Source organism: Streptomyces sp. NPDC058464, from assembly GCF_042721035.1.
In the GTDB taxonomy this organism is placed as follows: Bacteria; Actinomycetota; Actinomycetes; order Streptomycetales; family Streptomycetaceae; genus Streptomyces.
Genome location: NZ_JBHXMA010000016.1, coordinates 66,093 through 80,607 on the forward strand (window position 1 = coordinate 66,093; position 14,515 = coordinate 80,607).

The 14,515-nt window shown below is 72.4% G+C and carries 17 protein-coding genes; 9 read left to right on the forward strand and 8 right to left on the reverse strand.

The genetic code is table 11. The features are described from left to right. The first annotated feature begins 119 nt into the window (after nucleotides 1-119). From ACFWPQ_RS21770 to ACFWPQ_RS21780, 3 genes are all read left to right on the forward strand, one after another. Complete coding sequence (locus ACFWPQ_RS21770) at nucleotides 120-881, forward strand: GPP34 family phosphoprotein (RefSeq protein WP_384037041.1); 762 nt, start codon at nucleotides 120-122, stop codon at nucleotides 879-881. Between the two features lie 309 nt (nucleotides 882-1,190). Then, nucleotides 1,191-2,048, forward strand: a complete 858-nt coding sequence (locus tag ACFWPQ_RS21775; protein WP_089102094.1) for a helix-turn-helix transcriptional regulator — start codon at nucleotides 1,191-1,193, stop codon at nucleotides 2,046-2,048. A gap of 236 nt (nucleotides 2,049-2,284) precedes the next feature. After that, nucleotides 2,285-2,476: a DUF397 domain-containing protein gene (locus tag ACFWPQ_RS21780; protein ID WP_089102095.1), complete on the forward strand. Its 192-nt coding sequence runs from the start codon at nucleotides 2,285-2,287 to the stop codon at nucleotides 2,474-2,476. A gap of 142 nt (nucleotides 2,477-2,618) precedes the next feature. Here ACFWPQ_RS21780 and ACFWPQ_RS21785 read toward each other — a convergent pair whose 3' ends face one another. Continuing rightward, on the reverse strand, nucleotides 2,619-3,125 hold the full coding sequence (locus ACFWPQ_RS21785) for a glutathione peroxidase (protein ID WP_217554966.1): 507 nt from the start codon (nucleotides 3,123-3,125) through the stop codon (nucleotides 2,619-2,621). Nucleotides 3,126-3,134: 9 nt separating this feature from the next. Beyond that, the gene (locus tag ACFWPQ_RS21790) at nucleotides 3,135-4,118 is read right to left on the reverse strand and encodes a winged helix-turn-helix domain-containing protein (protein ID WP_384037045.1); all 984 of its coding nucleotides are present in this window, start codon (nucleotides 4,116-4,118) and stop codon (nucleotides 3,135-3,137) included. Between the two features lie 170 nt (nucleotides 4,119-4,288). Here ACFWPQ_RS21790 and ACFWPQ_RS21795 point away from each other — a divergent pair, with 170 nt between their 5' ends. Then, the gene (locus tag ACFWPQ_RS21795) at nucleotides 4,289-5,515 is read left to right on the forward strand and encodes an MFS transporter (protein WP_384037049.1); all 1,227 of its coding nucleotides are present in this window, start codon (nucleotides 4,289-4,291) and stop codon (nucleotides 5,513-5,515) included. Here ACFWPQ_RS21795 and ACFWPQ_RS21800 read toward each other — a convergent pair. After that, complete coding sequence (locus tag ACFWPQ_RS21800; RefSeq protein WP_384037051.1) at nucleotides 5,451-6,392, reverse strand: slipin family protein; 942 nt, start codon at nucleotides 6,390-6,392, stop codon at nucleotides 5,451-5,453. The genes ACFWPQ_RS21795 and ACFWPQ_RS21800 overlap by 65 nt on opposite strands. Nucleotides 6,393-6,617: 225 nt before the next feature. On the opposite strand from ACFWPQ_RS21800, the gene ACFWPQ_RS21805 reads away from it, so the two are divergent. The 4 genes from ACFWPQ_RS21805 (at nucleotide 6,618) to ACFWPQ_RS21820 (ending at nucleotide 9,929) form a co-directional block, all read left to right on the forward strand. Further along, entirely contained in the window at nucleotides 6,618-7,292 is a 675-nt protein-coding gene (locus ACFWPQ_RS21805; protein ID WP_384037054.1) for a toll/interleukin-1 receptor domain-containing protein, read from the forward strand. A gap of 437 nt (nucleotides 7,293-7,729) precedes the next feature. Then, entirely contained in the window at nucleotides 7,730-7,966 is a 237-nt protein-coding gene (locus tag ACFWPQ_RS21810; protein ID WP_361296461.1) for a hypothetical protein, read from the forward strand. Continuing rightward, nucleotides 7,963-8,853, forward strand: a complete 891-nt coding sequence (locus ACFWPQ_RS21815) for an XRE family transcriptional regulator (RefSeq protein ID WP_384037059.1) — start codon at nucleotides 7,963-7,965, stop codon at nucleotides 8,851-8,853. The genes ACFWPQ_RS21810 and ACFWPQ_RS21815 overlap by 4 nt, the downstream gene beginning before the upstream one ends. 11 nt (nucleotides 8,854-8,864) lie before the next feature. Continuing rightward, nucleotides 8,865-9,929 carry a hypothetical protein gene (locus tag ACFWPQ_RS21820; protein WP_384037062.1) on the forward strand — a complete coding sequence of 355 codons (1,065 nt, stop codon included), beginning with the start codon at nucleotides 8,865-8,867 and terminating at the stop codon, nucleotides 9,927-9,929. Nucleotides 9,930-10,101: 172 nt separating this feature from the next. Here ACFWPQ_RS21820 and ACFWPQ_RS21825 read toward each other — a convergent pair whose 3' ends face one another. From ACFWPQ_RS21825 to ACFWPQ_RS21840, 4 genes are all read right to left on the reverse strand, one after another. Further along, complete coding sequence (locus tag ACFWPQ_RS21825; protein ID WP_384037065.1) at nucleotides 10,102-10,320, reverse strand: hypothetical protein; 219 nt, start codon at nucleotides 10,318-10,320, stop codon at nucleotides 10,102-10,104. Between the two features lie 44 nt (nucleotides 10,321-10,364). Next, nucleotides 10,365-10,562, reverse strand: coding sequence for a hypothetical protein (locus tag ACFWPQ_RS21830; RefSeq protein WP_384037068.1), 198 nt, complete (start codon nucleotides 10,560-10,562; stop codon nucleotides 10,365-10,367). A 185-nt stretch (nucleotides 10,563-10,747) separates the two neighbouring features. Beyond that, nucleotides 10,748-11,947: an SPFH domain-containing protein gene (locus tag ACFWPQ_RS21835; RefSeq protein ID WP_384037071.1), complete on the reverse strand. Its 1,200-nt coding sequence runs from the start codon at nucleotides 11,945-11,947 to the stop codon at nucleotides 10,748-10,750. Nucleotides 11,948-11,959: 12 nt separating this feature from the next. After that, nucleotides 11,960-12,208 (reverse strand): hypothetical protein, encoded by a 249-nt coding sequence (locus ACFWPQ_RS21840; RefSeq protein WP_384037418.1) that lies wholly within the window; start codon nucleotides 12,206-12,208, stop codon nucleotides 11,960-11,962. 317 nt (nucleotides 12,209-12,525) lie between these two features. Here ACFWPQ_RS21840 and ACFWPQ_RS21845 point away from each other — a divergent pair, with 317 nt between their 5' ends. Further along, nucleotides 12,526-12,864 (forward strand): hypothetical protein, encoded by a 339-nt coding sequence (locus tag ACFWPQ_RS21845; protein WP_384037074.1) that lies wholly within the window; start codon nucleotides 12,526-12,528, stop codon nucleotides 12,862-12,864. A gap of 240 nt (nucleotides 12,865-13,104) precedes the next feature. Here ACFWPQ_RS21845 and ACFWPQ_RS21850 read toward each other — a convergent pair whose 3' ends face one another. Continuing rightward, nucleotides 13,105-14,487 carry a macro domain-containing protein gene (locus tag ACFWPQ_RS21850; protein ID WP_384037077.1) on the reverse strand — a complete coding sequence of 461 codons (1,383 nt, stop codon included), beginning with the start codon at nucleotides 14,485-14,487 and terminating at the stop codon, nucleotides 13,105-13,107. Between the last annotated feature and the right edge of the window lie 28 nt (nucleotides 14,488-14,515).

Genomic DNA, 14,515 nt, shown 5'->3' on the forward strand with positions numbered 1-14,515 from the left:
AGCCCCTGCGGTAGACGAGAACGACATACCTACCGGTTCCCTTACGAACCGGTCACGCACCCTCGACAGACCAATGTGAGAGGGGTCACCCTGTCATTCATCCACGCGGGGAGGCATGGATGGGCAGGAGCCGCAGAACACTTCCGGAGGAGCTTCTGCTGCTGGCACTGGACCCGGCCACGGGTACCACTGCACAGCCGCAGTCGCTCGACCTCGGTCTGGCCGGAGCACAGCTAGTAGAGCTGGCGCTGGCCGGACGGATAGCCCCAGACGGGGATCGTATCGCCGTGGTGCAGCCACGGCCGACTGGAGATCCGACTTTGGACTGCGCGTTGGAGTTGCTACGCAGGCGTGGCGCTCCCGTGCGGGCAGTGAACTGGATCGGCGGGCCGCGTCTCGGGCTCCGCCAGATCTATCTCGCGCATCTCGAACGGTGCGGCATGGTCGCCGCCGTGGCGGGCCAGATGTGCGGGGTGCTGCCGACCACTCGGTACCAGGCGACGGACAACGCCGTCACCCGGGAGATCCGTGGCCGGCTGGATTCGGCGATCCGCACCGGCGTTCCGCCGGACCCGCGGACCGCCGCGCTCGCCGCCCTGGCCCACGCGGTCGGACTCGGCAAGCACCTGTATCCGGGCAACGAGGGACGGTCCTCTCGTTCCAGGCTGCGGGACTTGATCCGGCACGACCCCATGGGCGGGCTCGTCGCCCACGCCGTCATGGACGTGCAGAACGGCGCGGCCGCACAGCCACGCCGTAACCCCGCCGCCCCCGCCGGGCGGCAGACCGGACCAGGCACCAGGCCCGGTGCGCCGGAACCCGCCCGTGGGGTTCCGATGCAGCCGCGCCGAGGTGCGATGGCCCGTGCCGTGGTGCACTGAGCCGCAGTTCCACGGCAGCAACACAGCACCCCTGAGACCCGGTTCCGGGAGCCGCTGGTCCGAGCGGGGCGGCGAGGCGTACGAGCAGTACGCGCCTCGTCGCCCCGCTCGGCCGTGTCCGCCCTCGGCCCGCCCTCGGTCCGCCCCCGGCCCGCCCCGGGTCCGGAGTATCCGGAACGTGCCCGAACTGACGCGTACGCGCCGCATATCCACTGTTTCCCAGCGGTAGGAAGCACCTTGGTGGCAGTCTGCTCAACAGCAGATACGCAAAGTGGTAGTTACAGGCAGGCAGCCGGAGGTGCACGTCCCGTGGCGTCCAATGTCAATCCCACCGTCAGGCGACGCCGGCTGGGCCAGGAGCTGCGCAGGCTCCGCGAGCTCAAGGGCATGACGGCGGAGGAAGTGGCGGAGCGGTTGCTCGTTTCGCAGTCGAAGATCAGCCGGCTGGAGAACGGGCGCCGGAGCATCAGTCAGCGGGACGTCCGCGACCTGTGCGGGGTGTACGAGGTCGAGGACCAGCGGGTCGTCGAGTCCCTGATGGAGATGGCCAGGGATTCGCGGCAGCAAGGCTGGTGGCATGCGTTCGGGGACATTCCGTACAGCGTCTACATCGGCCTGGAGACGGACGCCGAGTCGCTGAGAGTGTACGAACCCCAGCTGGTCACCGGGCTGTTGCAGACCCGGGCGTACGCCGAGGCCCTGGTGCAGGGCGCGTTGCCGGAGACCTCCGCCGCCGACATCGAGAAGCGGGTCCAGGTCCGGATGCGGCGACAGGAACGTATCACCGCAGAACACAACCCCCTTCGCCTGTGGGTGGTGCTGGACGAGGCCGCGCTGCGCCGGCTCGTCGGCAACCGGCTCGTGATGCGCGAGCAGCTGGAGTACCTGCTGGAGATGTCCCAGCAGCCGCACATCACCGTCCAGGTGCTGCCCTTCGAGTGCGGCGCGCATCCGGGCCTCAACGGCCAGTACGCGATCCTGGAGTTCGCCGACGCGGCCGACTCCAGCGTCGTCTACCTGGAGGGCGTGACCAGTGACCTCTACCTGGAGAAGGCCCACGACGTGCAGAAGTACGCCGTGATGTACGAGCACCTGCGCGCCCAGTCGCTGAACGTCGAGCAGTCCCGGCAGTTCATCGCCGACGCGGCCAAGGAGTACGCCCGCTGAGCCGTCCTCCGGTCCTCTTCCGGCCCTCTTCCGGTCCTCCCGGGCAGGAAGCGGCGGATGTTACACCGGTGCCACGGTCCAGCGGAAGTCTCCCCCGGAATATGCCATCCGGACGAGTGAACGGGTACTCCAGGCGAGGAAGTTGGCTAGTAGCGTCGATCACGCCAACCGGTCAGAAAGGTTGGCGTGAATCGCACTACAGCAAGCACCACAGCAATCTCGCAACAGGAGTGGACATGGCACTGCTTCAGGGCGCCACGGAGACGTGGACGAAGTCCTCCTATTCCGCAGGGAACGGGGCGTGCGTCGAGGTCAAGTCGCCGACGACCGCAGGACTCGCCGTACGCGACTCCAAGGTCGAGGAGGGCCCGGTCCTCGCATTCCCGGCCGGCGCGTGGAACGCCTTCGTGACCTCGGTCAAGGCGTAGGGGGGCACTCGCTGACCCACCGCTCACGCTCCCGACTACACAACTGCACAAGCGTGACCCAGAGCCCTCTCGACCAGCCCGCCGTCCTTGCCGAGGGGGCTCGGCTTGTGCCCTCCGCGCCGCCGGCGATCCCGCCCCGGGCTCAGCCGAGGGCGCGCTCCACCGCCGCCACGACCTCCGCCGACTCCGGCTCGGCCTGCGGCGAGAACCGGGCGACGACCTGTCCGTCCCGGCCGATCAGGAACTTCTCGAAGTTCCAGCGGATGTCCCCGGTGTGCCCCTCGCCGTCGGCGAACCCGACCAGCCGGTCGTAGAGCGGGTGCCGGCCCTCCCCGTTCACCTCGACCTTCTCGGTCAGCGGGAAGGTCACGCCGTACGTCGCCGAGCAGAACTCGGCGATCTCCTCGGCGCTGCCGGGCTCCTGGCCCATGAACTGGTTGCAGGGCACCCCGAGCACGGTGAAGCCCTGCGCCGCGTACCGCTCCTGGAGCTTCTCCAGGCCGTTGTACTGCGGGGTCAGGCCGCACTTGGAGGCCACGTTGACAATGAGCACGGCCTTGCCGCCGTAGCCCGGCAGGTCGGCGGAGCCGCCCTGCAGCGCACCGATCTCCACGTCGAGCACGGACCCGTTGTTCTCGGAAGTCGTCATGAACGGATGCTAACTCCGCCGGGCGGCGGTCCGGGTTCCGGCCTCGACGAGCACGTCACCGGCCGCCGTCCGCGCGTACAGCACCGACCGCCCGGCCCGCCGCCGCTCCACCAGCCCCGCGTCGAGCAGCACCCGCAGGTGCCGGCCGACCGAACCCAGGCCCTGCCCGGTCACCGCCGTCAGGTGGGTGGTGCTCAGCGGGGCGTCCAGCAGCACCAGCACCCCGGCCCGCGCGGCCCCCAGCAGCGCCTCCAGACCGGCCGGAACCGGCCGCCCGGAGGGGGCGGCGAGCGCCCCGGCACAGGGGTAGACCAGCGCGTACCGGTCCGGTTCCTGCCAGGAGACCCAGCCGCACTGCGGGGTGACCGGGACGAGGAGCAGGTCGGCGCCGGAGATCTCGCGGGGCGGGTACTCGTGCATGTTCACCTGCAGCCGGTTGCCGCCGAGCCAGCGGGTCCGGCCGGGCCTCAGCGAGTCCAGCACGGCCGCCCAGCCCGCCTGGCCGGCCCGCGCGGTCCGGGCGGCCACGTCCGCCGCCAGGATCCGCCGGCGCCGGTCCCAGTCCGGTCGTACGGTCTCGGTCCAGACGTACTCCAGCAGCGCGGCCGCCCGCTCGGGCAGGTCGGCGCGGTCCAGGGCGGCCGGGAGCGGTCCGGCGAGGGAGACGCGGAGATCGGCGCGGGCCTGCACGGGGTCGGTCGCGCGCACCGTGGCCGCCGCGTCGGCGACGGTCTGCCCCTCGCACGGGGTGGGCGACAGGAAGTCGGCGATCCAGGCCCGGCCGAGCCCGGCGCGGACGAGCCGCGCGGTCACCGGGTCGGCCGCGAGGAAGGCGCGGTAGCCCGGCAGGTGCGTGCGCAGCCAGGCCTCCTCGCCCGGGTGCGCGCCGGCGCCCGCGTGCAGCAGCTTCAGGGCCGCGAAGGTCTCGGCGAACGGCGAGAGCACGAACCGGCTCCGCGCGAGGGTGTCGGCGTTGACCAGCCACCAGCCCATGAGAACACCCTTTCGCTCCCGCCCGCCGCCGACCTCGCACGAGCCACTCGCCGACCTCGCACGGGCCCTTGGCCGACCTCGCACGGGCCCCTGGTCGGCCCCTCGCATCGGCCTTTCGCGCCTGCGCGAAACATTAACGACCGGGGGCCGCCCGCTCCGAGACTCCCTGCATGCGCAGCTACCGCGAGCTCTTCCGCACCCCCGAATTCCCCCCGTTCTTACTGACCTTCGCCGCCTTCTCCGCGGCCCAGACGATCGGAGCCCTGGCCCTCGGCACCCTGGTCTACCGGCTCACCGGCTCGCCCCTGCTGTCGGCGGTGAGCATGTTCGGGCCGCAGCTCGCGCAGGTCCTCGGCGCCACGCTCCTGCTCTCCGGCGCCGACCGGCTGCCGCCGCGCGCCACCCTCACCGGCATGGGCCTCGGCTACGCGGCCGTCACGGCGGCCCTGGCACTGCCCGGCCTGCCGGTCGCCGCCGTCTTCGGCGTCGTCGTCCTGCAGGGCCTGATCGCCTCGCTGGGCGGCGGAGTGCGCGGCGGACTGCTCAACGAGATCCTCTCCAAGGACGGCTACCTGCTGGGCCGTTCGGTGTTCAACATGGCCAACGGGCTGATGCAGGTCACCGGTTTCGCGGCCGGCGGTGCCCTGCTGACCGTCCTGTCCCCGCGGTCCTGTCTGCTCCTGGCGGCCGCCCTCTACACCGCCTCGGCCCTCGGCACCCGCTTCGGCCTGACCGCCCGGCCGCCGCGCACCGCGGGCCGTCCGTCCGTCGCGGCGACCTGGCGCACCAACGCCTTCCTGTGGTCCTCCCGCCCCCGCCGCCTCACCTACCTGGGCCTGTGGGTGCCCAACGGGCTCGTCGTCGGCTGCGACTCCCTCTACGTCTCCTACGACCCGCGCGCGGCCGGCGTCCTGTTCGCCTGCGGGGCGCTGGGCATGTTCGCCGGTGACGTGGCCGTCGGCCGGTTCGTGCCGCCCACGCTGCGGCCCCGCCTCGACGTCCCGCTGCGGCTGCTGCTGGCCGCGCCGTACCTGGTGTTCGCCCTGCACCCGCCCGTCGGGCTCGCCGCGGTCTGCGTGACCGTCGCCGCGGTCGGCTTCGCCGCGAGCCTGGTCCTGCAGGAGCGGCTGATGTCCCTCACTCCCGACGAACTCAGCGGCCACGCCCTCGGGTTGCACTCGGCCGGCATGCTGACCATGCAGGGCGTCGGTGCCACGCTGGCGGGCTCGGTGGCGCAACTCACCTCGCCCGCCAGTGCGATGACCCTCGTCGCGGGTGCGTCCCTCGCGGTGACGCTGGCGCTGGCGGTGGCCGCCAGGCGGGAGCGGAGGGTTACGGCGCCGGCTCAGCCGCAGGCGCCTGTGCCGACGCCTGCTTCGACTCCGGCGAAGCAGTGAGCTCCGCGGCCGGCCCGAACTTGTCGGCGACGGCGGCGATCTGCTCGATCCCGGCCCTCAGACCCGTGCCGAGCTCGTCCGCCGCCGTCCGCTCGTTCTTCTCGACCTCCTGGTCGAGCCGCTTGGTCGCCCGCTCGAAGTAGCGCAGCAGCTCCACCGGGAAGGGCATGACGAGCGTGGAGTTCTTCTCGGCGGCGACCTCGACGACGGTCTGCAGGAGGCGCAGCTGCATCGCCTCCGGCGTCTCCGACATGATCCGGGAGGCGTTGGCGAGCTGCTGCGCGGCCTGGAACTCACCGTCCGCCGTGATGACCCGGGCCCGCCGCTCCCGCTCGGCCTCGGCCTGCCGGGACATGGACCGCTTCAGCGACTCCGGGAGCTGTACGTCCTTGATCTCGACACGGTCGATGTGGATGCCCCACTCGGCGGCCGGGCTGTCGATCATCAGGGCGAGCCCCTCGTGCAGCCGCTCGCGGTCGGTCAGCAGGTCGTCCAGGTCGCTCTTGCCGATGATGGAGCGGAGCGAGGACTGGGCGACCTGCCCGACGGCGAAGACGTAGTCCTGCACCTCGATGGCCGCGCGGACCGGGTCGGTGACCCGGAAGTAGACGACGGCGTCCACCTTCACCGACACGTTGTCCTTGGTGATGCCCTCCTGCGTGGGCACCGGCATGGTGACCACCTGCACGTTCACCTTGCGCATCCGGTCGACGAAGGGGATCAGGAAGGTGATCCCCGGCCGCCGGAACTCCGGCTGCGCCCTGCCCAGGCGGAACACGACCCCACGCTCGACCTGGTTGACCACCCGCATCCCGCTGCGCAGCACGAGCAGGGCCGCCACGACCACCAGTACGACCCCTACAACGGCGCCGTCCATGGGCACACACTCCATTCTCGACGTGATCCGGACAGGAATCCGGACAAGGATGAGGACACTTCCCGGCCGTCCCGGGATGCGGGTGCCGGCGTCAGGAGTGCGTAAAGAAAAGCAGCACACGGTACCCGGCGCAGGTGGGGAATCAGTGGGGAATCATGGGGGTGACGGGACCTCGGCGGGCTCGGCGGGGTCGGTGGGGTCGGTGGGGTCGGCGGGGGAGGCAGCGTGACGGCGGCGGGCGGCGGATCATCGGTCTTCATCAGTTACGCCGGACCGGACCGGGTCTGGGCGGAGTGGGTGGCCTGGCATCTGCACGATGCCGGTCACCGGGTGGCGCTGGACGTCTGGGACTGGTCGGCCGGTGACAACTTCGTGGCGCGCATGGACGAGGCGCTGAACAGCGCGACCGCGGTGGTGGCCCTGTTCTCCCGGCACTACTTCGACGACTCGCGGTGGACCCGGGAGGAGTGGTCCTCGGTGGTGGCACGGCGCGAGCGTCTCGTCCCGCTGGTGATCGAGCCGCTCGACGGCACCGACGTGCCCGCCCTGCTGGCCCCGCTGATCCGCAGGAACCTCCACGGCCTGGACGAGCAGCAGGCCCGCGCCGCCCTGCTCGACGCGGTCGCCGGTGCCAGGGGCCCGCGTACCAGGCCCGCCTTCCCCGGCGGCCCCGCGTCCGCGCCGCCCGGCGGCCCAGCGTCCCCGCCCCCCGGTGTCCCCGGCCGCCGCCCGCCCCTGCCCGGCACCGGCGGCGGACCGGGCCTGCCGAGCCCGGGGAGCTTGCGCGCGCCCGCCCCCGATCCGTCACCCGGGGCGGAGGCACCCCTGTTCGCCTCCCCGGAGGAGCGATCACAGGCCCGCGACCTGGCGAAGGCGCCCCGCCGCCCGGACACCGCCTAGCCCGCGGCGGGTCGGGGCCCGGTCGCCGTCCCCCCGGCTTCCGTCCGGCGCGTACTCGGCCGGACGGAAGCGGAGGCGGTCCCCTCCGGTCGTTCCTCAGCACAAGAGGACCGCATGGCCTTCCAGACCGGAAGGTGCGACGCCGGGGGAGGCGTCCGGTTTCCATGGTGCGCCATCCCGTCCGCGCCGCAACGCCACGTACGGGTTCGCCCCCAAAGGCGTTCATCAGGCGCTGAGTTGCCCCCGCGGGCGGCCGTCATGGAGTAACGCGCGTGCCGGACCCCATGAGGCTTGCGGTGTGATTGTTCCGTAATCCCATGATCGCATTGAGTGGTGACCGGCCGTCCCACCATGCTGTCGTCCAACTCCTCCGCGGCGCTTCAGCACCGCCGCAAGGGAGCGGCTTCCAGACGCTTCTTCCTTCCAGGGAAGGTGAGATGACCAACAGGCAGATGATGACCGTGGCCGTCCTGGCCGCGGTCCTCGTGTGGAGCACGGTGATGACCGTGCTGGGGCAACTCGCGGCGGTCGCCGCACTGTTGCCCTCGCTCGGACTTCTCGTCCAGCAGATCGGCGCGGCGCTGGGCGGCCCCGGCGGCACGGACCCCGGGCAGGGCCGGACGCCCCCTGCGCCGACCTCGGCCCCGGCCGGGAGCGAGGAGCCGTCGCGGTGAAGAAGCCAGAGGTGACCGAACAGCCCGGCGGAGACCCTCCCAGTCGCCGCGGGCGCCCGCCGGAGCCGATCGGCGAGGACGTCGGCGTCGCCCACCGCACCTGGCTGGAGCCGGTCCGCGACCGGCTCGTCGCCAGCGGGCTGACCCTCGACGAACTCGTCTGCCGCTCCGGCTACTCCAAGACGCGGCTGTCGGAACTCCTGCGCGGCAAGGGCTACTACCCCGGCTGGGAGATCACCTACAGCGTGGTGAAGGCGCTGGACCTGCCGCCGTGGCCGCTGCGCCGGCTGTGGACCGCGGCCGCCCGGGAGGCGGACAAGAACCAGGGCTGGATCGAGAACCGCATCCGCGCCGTGCAGCCGCTGGGCCCCGAGCTGCCGCCCGTCGCGCACCTGGGCCTCACCCAGATCATGCGCCGGCCCTACACCGCCTACGCACGGGCCTTCCTGCAGTCCGAGAACCGGGCCCAGCGCGCGGTCGGGGAGACCTTCGACATCCTCTGGCTCACCTGGGACGAGGCGGTCGCCGTCCCCGACACCCCGCGCCACGCCTGGCAGTTGCTGCGCGCCCGGGTCATGTCCCGGGCCGCCCAGCAGGACGGGCACCCCGACCTGCGGCAGGCGGCCTTCGCCACCGTCGCCCAGGCGGGCATCGCGGACCTGGCCGAGCGCAAGACCCGGATCGACACGATGGCGGACTTCTTCGACGCGATCGCCCGGCTGCCCCAGGACCAGATGGACGTCATCGTGCTGCGCCACCTGTGCGGCGTCCGTGCCGAGGCCGTGCCCGGCATCGTCGGCCTGACCCCGGCCATGACCCACACCCTGGACCACCACGCCCGAGGGGCGCTGACCGGCCTCTACCTCCGCACCGACACCCTGGAGTGAGCACCACGGCCATGAGCATCATCGACGACCTTCTCGCCCAGTCCCTGCTGCTGCCCGACCCGCACGTCCCCGCCGACGTCGTGCCCTACGACGACGTGGCCTACCCCGCCTTCGCCGACGACGGCCGGCTGCTCTGGGACGGCGACGGACCCGACCTGGCCGACGCCGCCGCCGCACAGAGCCTCGCCGCCCTGTGCGAGGCCGTCGTCGCGCACTGCACGCCGGACCAGCTCGCCGACTTCCTCACCGACCAGCTGCCACAGCCGCGGGCCGCCTGGATCCTCGGCTGCGCTCTCCAGCTCGCCGGCGCCGACGACGGGGCCCGCTTCTGGTGGCAGTACGCCGCCGGTGCCGGCGACGAGGCACCGTCGTACTGCCTCTACCTGCAGCACCTCGCCCGCGGTGACACCCATGCCGCGGCCCTGTGGCAGGCCCAGGCGGGCGCCCACGCGCCGGACGGCGACGGCGCGGCCGGCGGGGACGCCCCGGCGTACCGGATGGTGACCGCCGACACCAGCCTGCCCACGGTCCTGCGCGTCCTCAGCCGCCTCACCCGGGCCACCCCCCGCCGGCACACCCCGACCGCGGCCGCGGTCATAGACTTCGTGGCCACCGCCGTGGCCATCGGCTACGACCTGCACCCGGACCTCGAAATCCCGGTACCGGGACCGAACTTCGCGGAACACCTGGAGATCATCGTCGCCGCGACCACCCTGCGCGCCCCCCACGTCCCGCAGGCCGAACCGGGGGGCGCGACCCTCCCCAACCGGCCCGCGCCCCCCGGCCGTGCCGCGTCGGAGGCCACCGCCGAGTGCGCTCCGGCGCCCGAGCGGCTGCTGGTCGAGGTCACCGCCGCCGACCACGAACCCGAGACCGCGTCCGCGTTCTTCAGGGCGGCGGTCGCCGTCTGCTGGCGGACCGTCACCGCCGCCCGGACCTCCGGTACCCCGGACGGACAGCCGGGCCTCCGCCGCGCCTACTACCTGGACCGCTTCCGCCCCCGCTCCCCGCGGTCCCCGGGCTTCGCGACCAGGTCACCGTCCGGTGCGGGCACGCCCCACCCGCATGGGCTATGATCAATCCAGAGCTGGCTGGCCCGATCGGGGTCGCCCGGTACTGCGTTGGTCGTCCAAGGAAAGACGCCCCGCTTCCTGCGGGGAAATGCAGGTGCAAGGCCTGCCCGGCGCTCCATCCCGAGGCCCGTCCACTGTGTGGACGGGCCTCGCGCGTTGCCCGGCGCCGAGGCCCTCACGGCTCCGGCCCCCAGTGTTCCGGCCCGCCGCCCCGCCAGTCGATCCACGGCGCCTGCGCGACCTCCGCCGGGTCGATCTCCAGCCCGGCACGGCGAAGGAACTCGGCGACGTCGGTCACGTTGTGCGCCAACCCGAGGATCTCGCCGTCCACCCGCACGCGCCGGCCCCCCGTCGGCGACGGCGGATGCACGATCACCCGTATCGGTCCGGACATGCCTTCAGGATCATCCGGGACATACGGTCCCGCACTCCAGCCCGTCATCCGCGGCCCCTCAGCTCCCGCCATGCGGCGGGGCTCGGGCGCCGCTGCTGCCAGTAGGGATGGAAGAACACCTGCACCGACAGCAGGTGCAGCCGCCGGCGCAGCTCGGTGCGCCCGGGCCGCTCGGCGAGCTGCCGGTAGGTGGCGCCCCATTCCTGCTGCGCCCGGGCCAGGTCCGCGGGAAACGATCGCATGACCGAATTCAAGCACGTGTTCGATTTTCGAGTCCATCGAAGCGGAGCCCGCGCCCCCGAAGAAGAGCCCGCGCCCCGAAGGGGCGCGGGGCTGTAGCAATATGCGGCTCCGCCGCGTGGGCGCGACCAGCCACAACGGCGCCGCAGCCAAACGACGGCCTGTCGCGGCCCTCCCAGCGAAGCGCCTAGTCGACGTCCACCGGCCCGTCGTCCGACTTCCGCCCCTTGCTGGTGGGCAGCTGCAGCAGGCCGCCGCTCTCGCCCTCCCCGGAGCGCCGGCCGTCGGGCCGCTGCGCGTCGGCGTCCTGGCCGCCCAGGTTCTGCCGGACCGAGTCGAGGATGGTCAGGCCCTGGGACACCAGACCGGCGGCGAGCTCGCCGAGGCCGTCCGCGCCGTTGAGGACGTTGACGTTGGCGCCCGCGAGACCGCCGGCGGCCTCCTTGACGATCTGCGGGAGCTGGTCGATCAGCATCCGGTCGAGCGCGACCCGGTCGTACGACGCCGCCGCCTCCGCCTGGATCTTCATCCGCTCCGCCTCGGCGGCCGCGAGGATCCTGACCCGCTCGGCCTCGGCCTCGGCGGGCCGCACGATCTCGGCGACCAGCTGTTCCTGGCGCAGCTTGGCCTGGCGCTGGGCCAGCTCCGTCTGGGCGGCGAGCACCTCCTGCTGGGCGTGCGCCTGCGCCAGCGGTCCGGCCTGCGCGGCCTGCGCCTGGGCGCGGTCCACCTCGGCCGAGTACTCGGCCCTGACGATCGCGGTCTGCCGGGCGTACTCGGCCTGGTTGCGGGCCGCCACCTGCTCCGCCTCGACCGAGGCCTGGGTGGCCTGGGCCTGCGCGATCTGCGCCTGGCGCTGGATGGCCGCCTTGTGCGGGGCGGACATCGCGTCGATGTAGCCGGTGTCGCCGTCGTCGATGGACTGGATCTGCAGCGAGTCGACGATCAGGCCGATCTTCGCCATCTCCGTCTTCGAGGTGTCCAGCACCTCCGCGGCGAGCTTCTGCCGCTCGGTGACGATCTCCTCGACCGTCATCGAGCCGATGATGGCCCGCAGGTGACCGGCGAAGATCCGGCCGGTGAGCACCGACATCTGCTCCTGGTCGGAGAGGAACCGCTGGCCCGCGTTGATGATGCTCTCGTGGTCGTTGCCGACCTTGAAGGCGATGACCGCGCGCACGTGCAACGCGATGCCCTGCTTGGTCACGCAGGTCTCGGTGACCTCGGACTCACACATGGACAGAGTGAGGAACCGGACCTTCCGGAAGACCGGCAGCACGAACTTTCCATGCCCCGTGACCACTCGGAACGGCGCGCCCCCCAGTCCCCGCCTGCCCCCCGAGATCAGCATCGCCTCGTCGGGAGCGGGTACGCGGTATCCGAACATTCCTGTTTCTCCTCAGCTGGCCTCGGCACTGTCGCCGAGCGCGTCCAATGGATCCACCCACTCGATGACGCCGACCTCGCGGCATCCCCGTGATTCGATCACGAGCACCGTCGCGCCGACGGGCAGGGGCTCCTCCGACCAGGCGAGGAACGTCTCCGAACCGCCTCTGACCCGCACCAGGACTTCGCCGGGGCCTGCGGAACCGCGGGTTCCGATGAGCACCTTCCCCGTGCAGCCGATCACGGCCTCGTCCTGCGGCATCACCGGCCGTCCTCCTCGTTCTGGCCCCATGAATCCGACGATAGACCCGTTCCGTGCGGGACCCAACGGTCAGGGGGGACCGTCCTGCGCCACCGGCCGTCCGCCCCGGCGGGGCGCCGCCCCGACCGGTGAGATGCCGTGCGACATGAAGGGCGATACGGTGTAAAAGCTGTCAGGCCACGCACAGTTGCCCGCATCGTGGGCGGGACGGATCGCTCATGCGGGGCGACGACATGTGCGCGACGCGGCGGAGCCACCACGCCCGTCGCGTTCCTCCGGTCGCATCCATGGCATCCAAAGCAGCCAAAGCAGGTTGAATGATGAACCGAACTCGTCGTCTCGCAGCGCTCGCCCTCCTTGCCGCTCCCGCGCTCGCGGTGGGCCCCACCACGACCGCTCACGCCGTGGCCGCCGCCGCACCGCACGCCCCGTCCCGCGCGGCGTGCCATGTCGAAACGGAGTCCGACGGCAACTACCACCTCTGGGGTGTGGGGTTCCCCGGCGGCGCCAAGGTGACCTACTCGGGTTCCGCCTCGGGCACCGTCTCCACGGACCGCACGGGGCGGTTCGACATCGGCGGCCTCAGCGGAAGCAGGTTCGTCGTCAACACGGCCGACGGGAAGGCCACGGTCACCTGCACCATGGTCCGTCACTGAGCCCGGATCCTCACCGAGCCTGCTCGGAATCGGATCGGAAGCGGTTGGCGGGTACCGGCGGAAGCGTCCGGGGTGGTCTCGTGGACAGCGGTGGGGCCGGGCGGAGCGGCGCGCGGCGTGGCCGGCGGGACGATGCCGCGAAGGGGGAGCTTGGAGATGCGGAGCAGCCCGCCGGCCCGGGGGACACGCCCGGTCCTCCGCCCGGTCCCGCCGTCTTCGCCGTCATCGCCGCCATCGCCGTCAGTCCGCGGCGCGCAGCCCGAGCACCAGGTCCTCGAACCGCCGCTCCACCGGGGCCAGGTCGGTCCGGGCCAGCTCCTGGGGCAGGATGACGATCCGGAGTTCGGGGGTCAGCGCGGGGTGGCGGCGGCAGGCGTCGATGAACGAGTCGACGATCAGCGCGGCCAGCTGGCCCCGGTCCAGGTCGGTGACGCGGGCAAGGCCGGAGCCGATCAGCGGGACGGCGACCGGCTTGAACAGGCCGTGCACGGCCACCGAGGCCCACAGGTTCTCCAGGCTCAGCCGCAGGTCCAGGTGGTTGGACCTGGCCACCAGATCGTTGCCGAGCCGCGAATAGGCCGTGGCGAACACCCGGCGGCCCTCGACCGGCACCATCACGGTCGTGCCCACCGGATAACGGACCCGGCGGCCCAGCGGCTTGGTCCGTACGGTCTCGGTGCCCGCCGCCTTCACCGCCCGCAGCCCCGCCCGCAGCCGGTCGTCCAGCAGGCGCCGACGCCCGCCGAACAGCCGGTCGACGAGCTGGCTCTGCAGGCTCTCCCGGCTGATCACCAGGTCTTCCGCGGTCTCCGTGTCGAAGGTGTCGGAGAACCCGACCACCAGGTTGCAGTCCGTCTGGTCGAACAGGTCGCCGCGGACCAGCACCACATCCGCCCGCTGGCCGGCCAACGGCACCCGGTGCCGCAGCAGTTCGGCCCCGTGCCGGGCGCGCAGCTCCGCACGCAGCGCGTCGAGGACACGCGCGGCCTCGGCGTCGTCGGGGTGCTCGTGGGCGATCAGTTCGGCGACCGGCAGGGCGAGTTCGGGCCGTCCCAAGTCGGTCTGCACCCGGACCAGTTCGCGTCGGGCGGCGTCCTGAAGGGTGGTCAGGCGGCGTACGAAGAGCGCCGCGAAACCCTCGCCGTTGACCTCGGCCAGCGGCCGGCCGCGCACCAGGGACAGCGCCTCGGCCAGCCGGTGCGCGGCGGTGGCCGGCGGGGCGAGCAGGGCCTCGCCGACGATCGCGGTGAACCGCGCGCTGTCCAGTTCCTCGGGGCCCAGCACCAGGCGGTAGGCGGTCTCCGGGCCCTGCACGGTGACCTGCTGCTCGGTGCGCAGGACGTGCGTGCCCGCGCCGTCCGGGCCGGGGGCCAGCGCCCGCCGCAGCTCCAGGACCCGTTTCTGCACCTCGTTCCGGTTGCGCTGGTCCAGATGGCGCGGCTCGTCCGCGAGCCCCCATACGTCGCGGCGCAGTTGCCGTACCGGCACCGCCTCGCCCTCGGCCGCCACCAGACGGACCAGCAGCCGTACCGTCAGCGGGGTCAGCCGGACCGGAACCCCGTCGACCTCGAGCTGGACCGGGCCCAGCACCTTCACCCGGATACGTGCTCTTGCACCGGCCATCCGCGTCGCCCCCCGGCGGTTTTGCGTC

Bases quoted from the DNA above. Each gene is read 5' to 3' on its own strand.
- ACFWPQ_RS21785 (WP_217554966.1), bottom strand. From the start codon at position 3,125: ATGACGACTTCCGAGAACAACGGGTCCGTGCTCGACGTGGAGATCGGT.
- ACFWPQ_RS21800 (WP_384037051.1), bottom strand. From the start codon at position 6,392: ATGGACGGCGCCGTTGTAGGGGTCGTACTGGTGGTCGTGGCGGCCCTG.
- ACFWPQ_RS21840 (WP_384037418.1), bottom strand. From the start codon at position 12,208: ATGCCGCAGGACGAGGCCGTGATCGGCTGCACGGGGAAGGTGCTCATC.
- ACFWPQ_RS21790 (WP_384037045.1), bottom strand. From the start codon at position 4,118: ATGGGCTGGTGGCTGGTCAACGCCGACACCCTCGCGCGGAGCCGGTTC.
- ACFWPQ_RS21835 (WP_384037071.1), bottom strand. From the start codon at position 11,947: ATGTTCGGATACCGCGTACCCGCTCCCGACGAGGCGATGCTGATCTCG.
- ACFWPQ_RS21770 (WP_384037041.1), top strand. From the start codon at position 120: ATGGGCAGGAGCCGCAGAACACTTCCGGAGGAGCTTCTGCTGCTGGCA.
- ACFWPQ_RS21810 (WP_361296461.1), top strand. From the start codon at position 7,730: ATGACCAACAGGCAGATGATGACCGTGGCCGTCCTGGCCGCGGTCCTC.
- ACFWPQ_RS21820 (WP_384037062.1), top strand. From the start codon at position 8,865: ATGAGCATCATCGACGACCTTCTCGCCCAGTCCCTGCTGCTGCCCGAC.
- ACFWPQ_RS21780 (WP_089102095.1), top strand. From the start codon at position 2,285: ATGGCACTGCTTCAGGGCGCCACGGAGACGTGGACGAAGTCCTCCTAT.
- ACFWPQ_RS21830 (WP_384037068.1), bottom strand. From the start codon at position 10,562: ATGCGATCGTTTCCCGCGGACCTGGCCCGGGCGCAGCAGGAATGGGGC.
- ACFWPQ_RS21795 (WP_384037049.1), top strand. From the start codon at position 4,289: ATGCGCAGCTACCGCGAGCTCTTCCGCACCCCCGAATTCCCCCCGTTC.
- ACFWPQ_RS21825 (WP_384037065.1), bottom strand. From the start codon at position 10,320: ATGTCCGGACCGATACGGGTGATCGTGCATCCGCCGTCGCCGACGGGG.
- ACFWPQ_RS21845 (WP_384037074.1), top strand. From the start codon at position 12,526: ATGATGAACCGAACTCGTCGTCTCGCAGCGCTCGCCCTCCTTGCCGCT.
- ACFWPQ_RS21850 (WP_384037077.1), bottom strand. From the start codon at position 14,487: ATGGCCGGTGCAAGAGCACGTATCCGGGTGAAGGTGCTGGGCCCGGTC.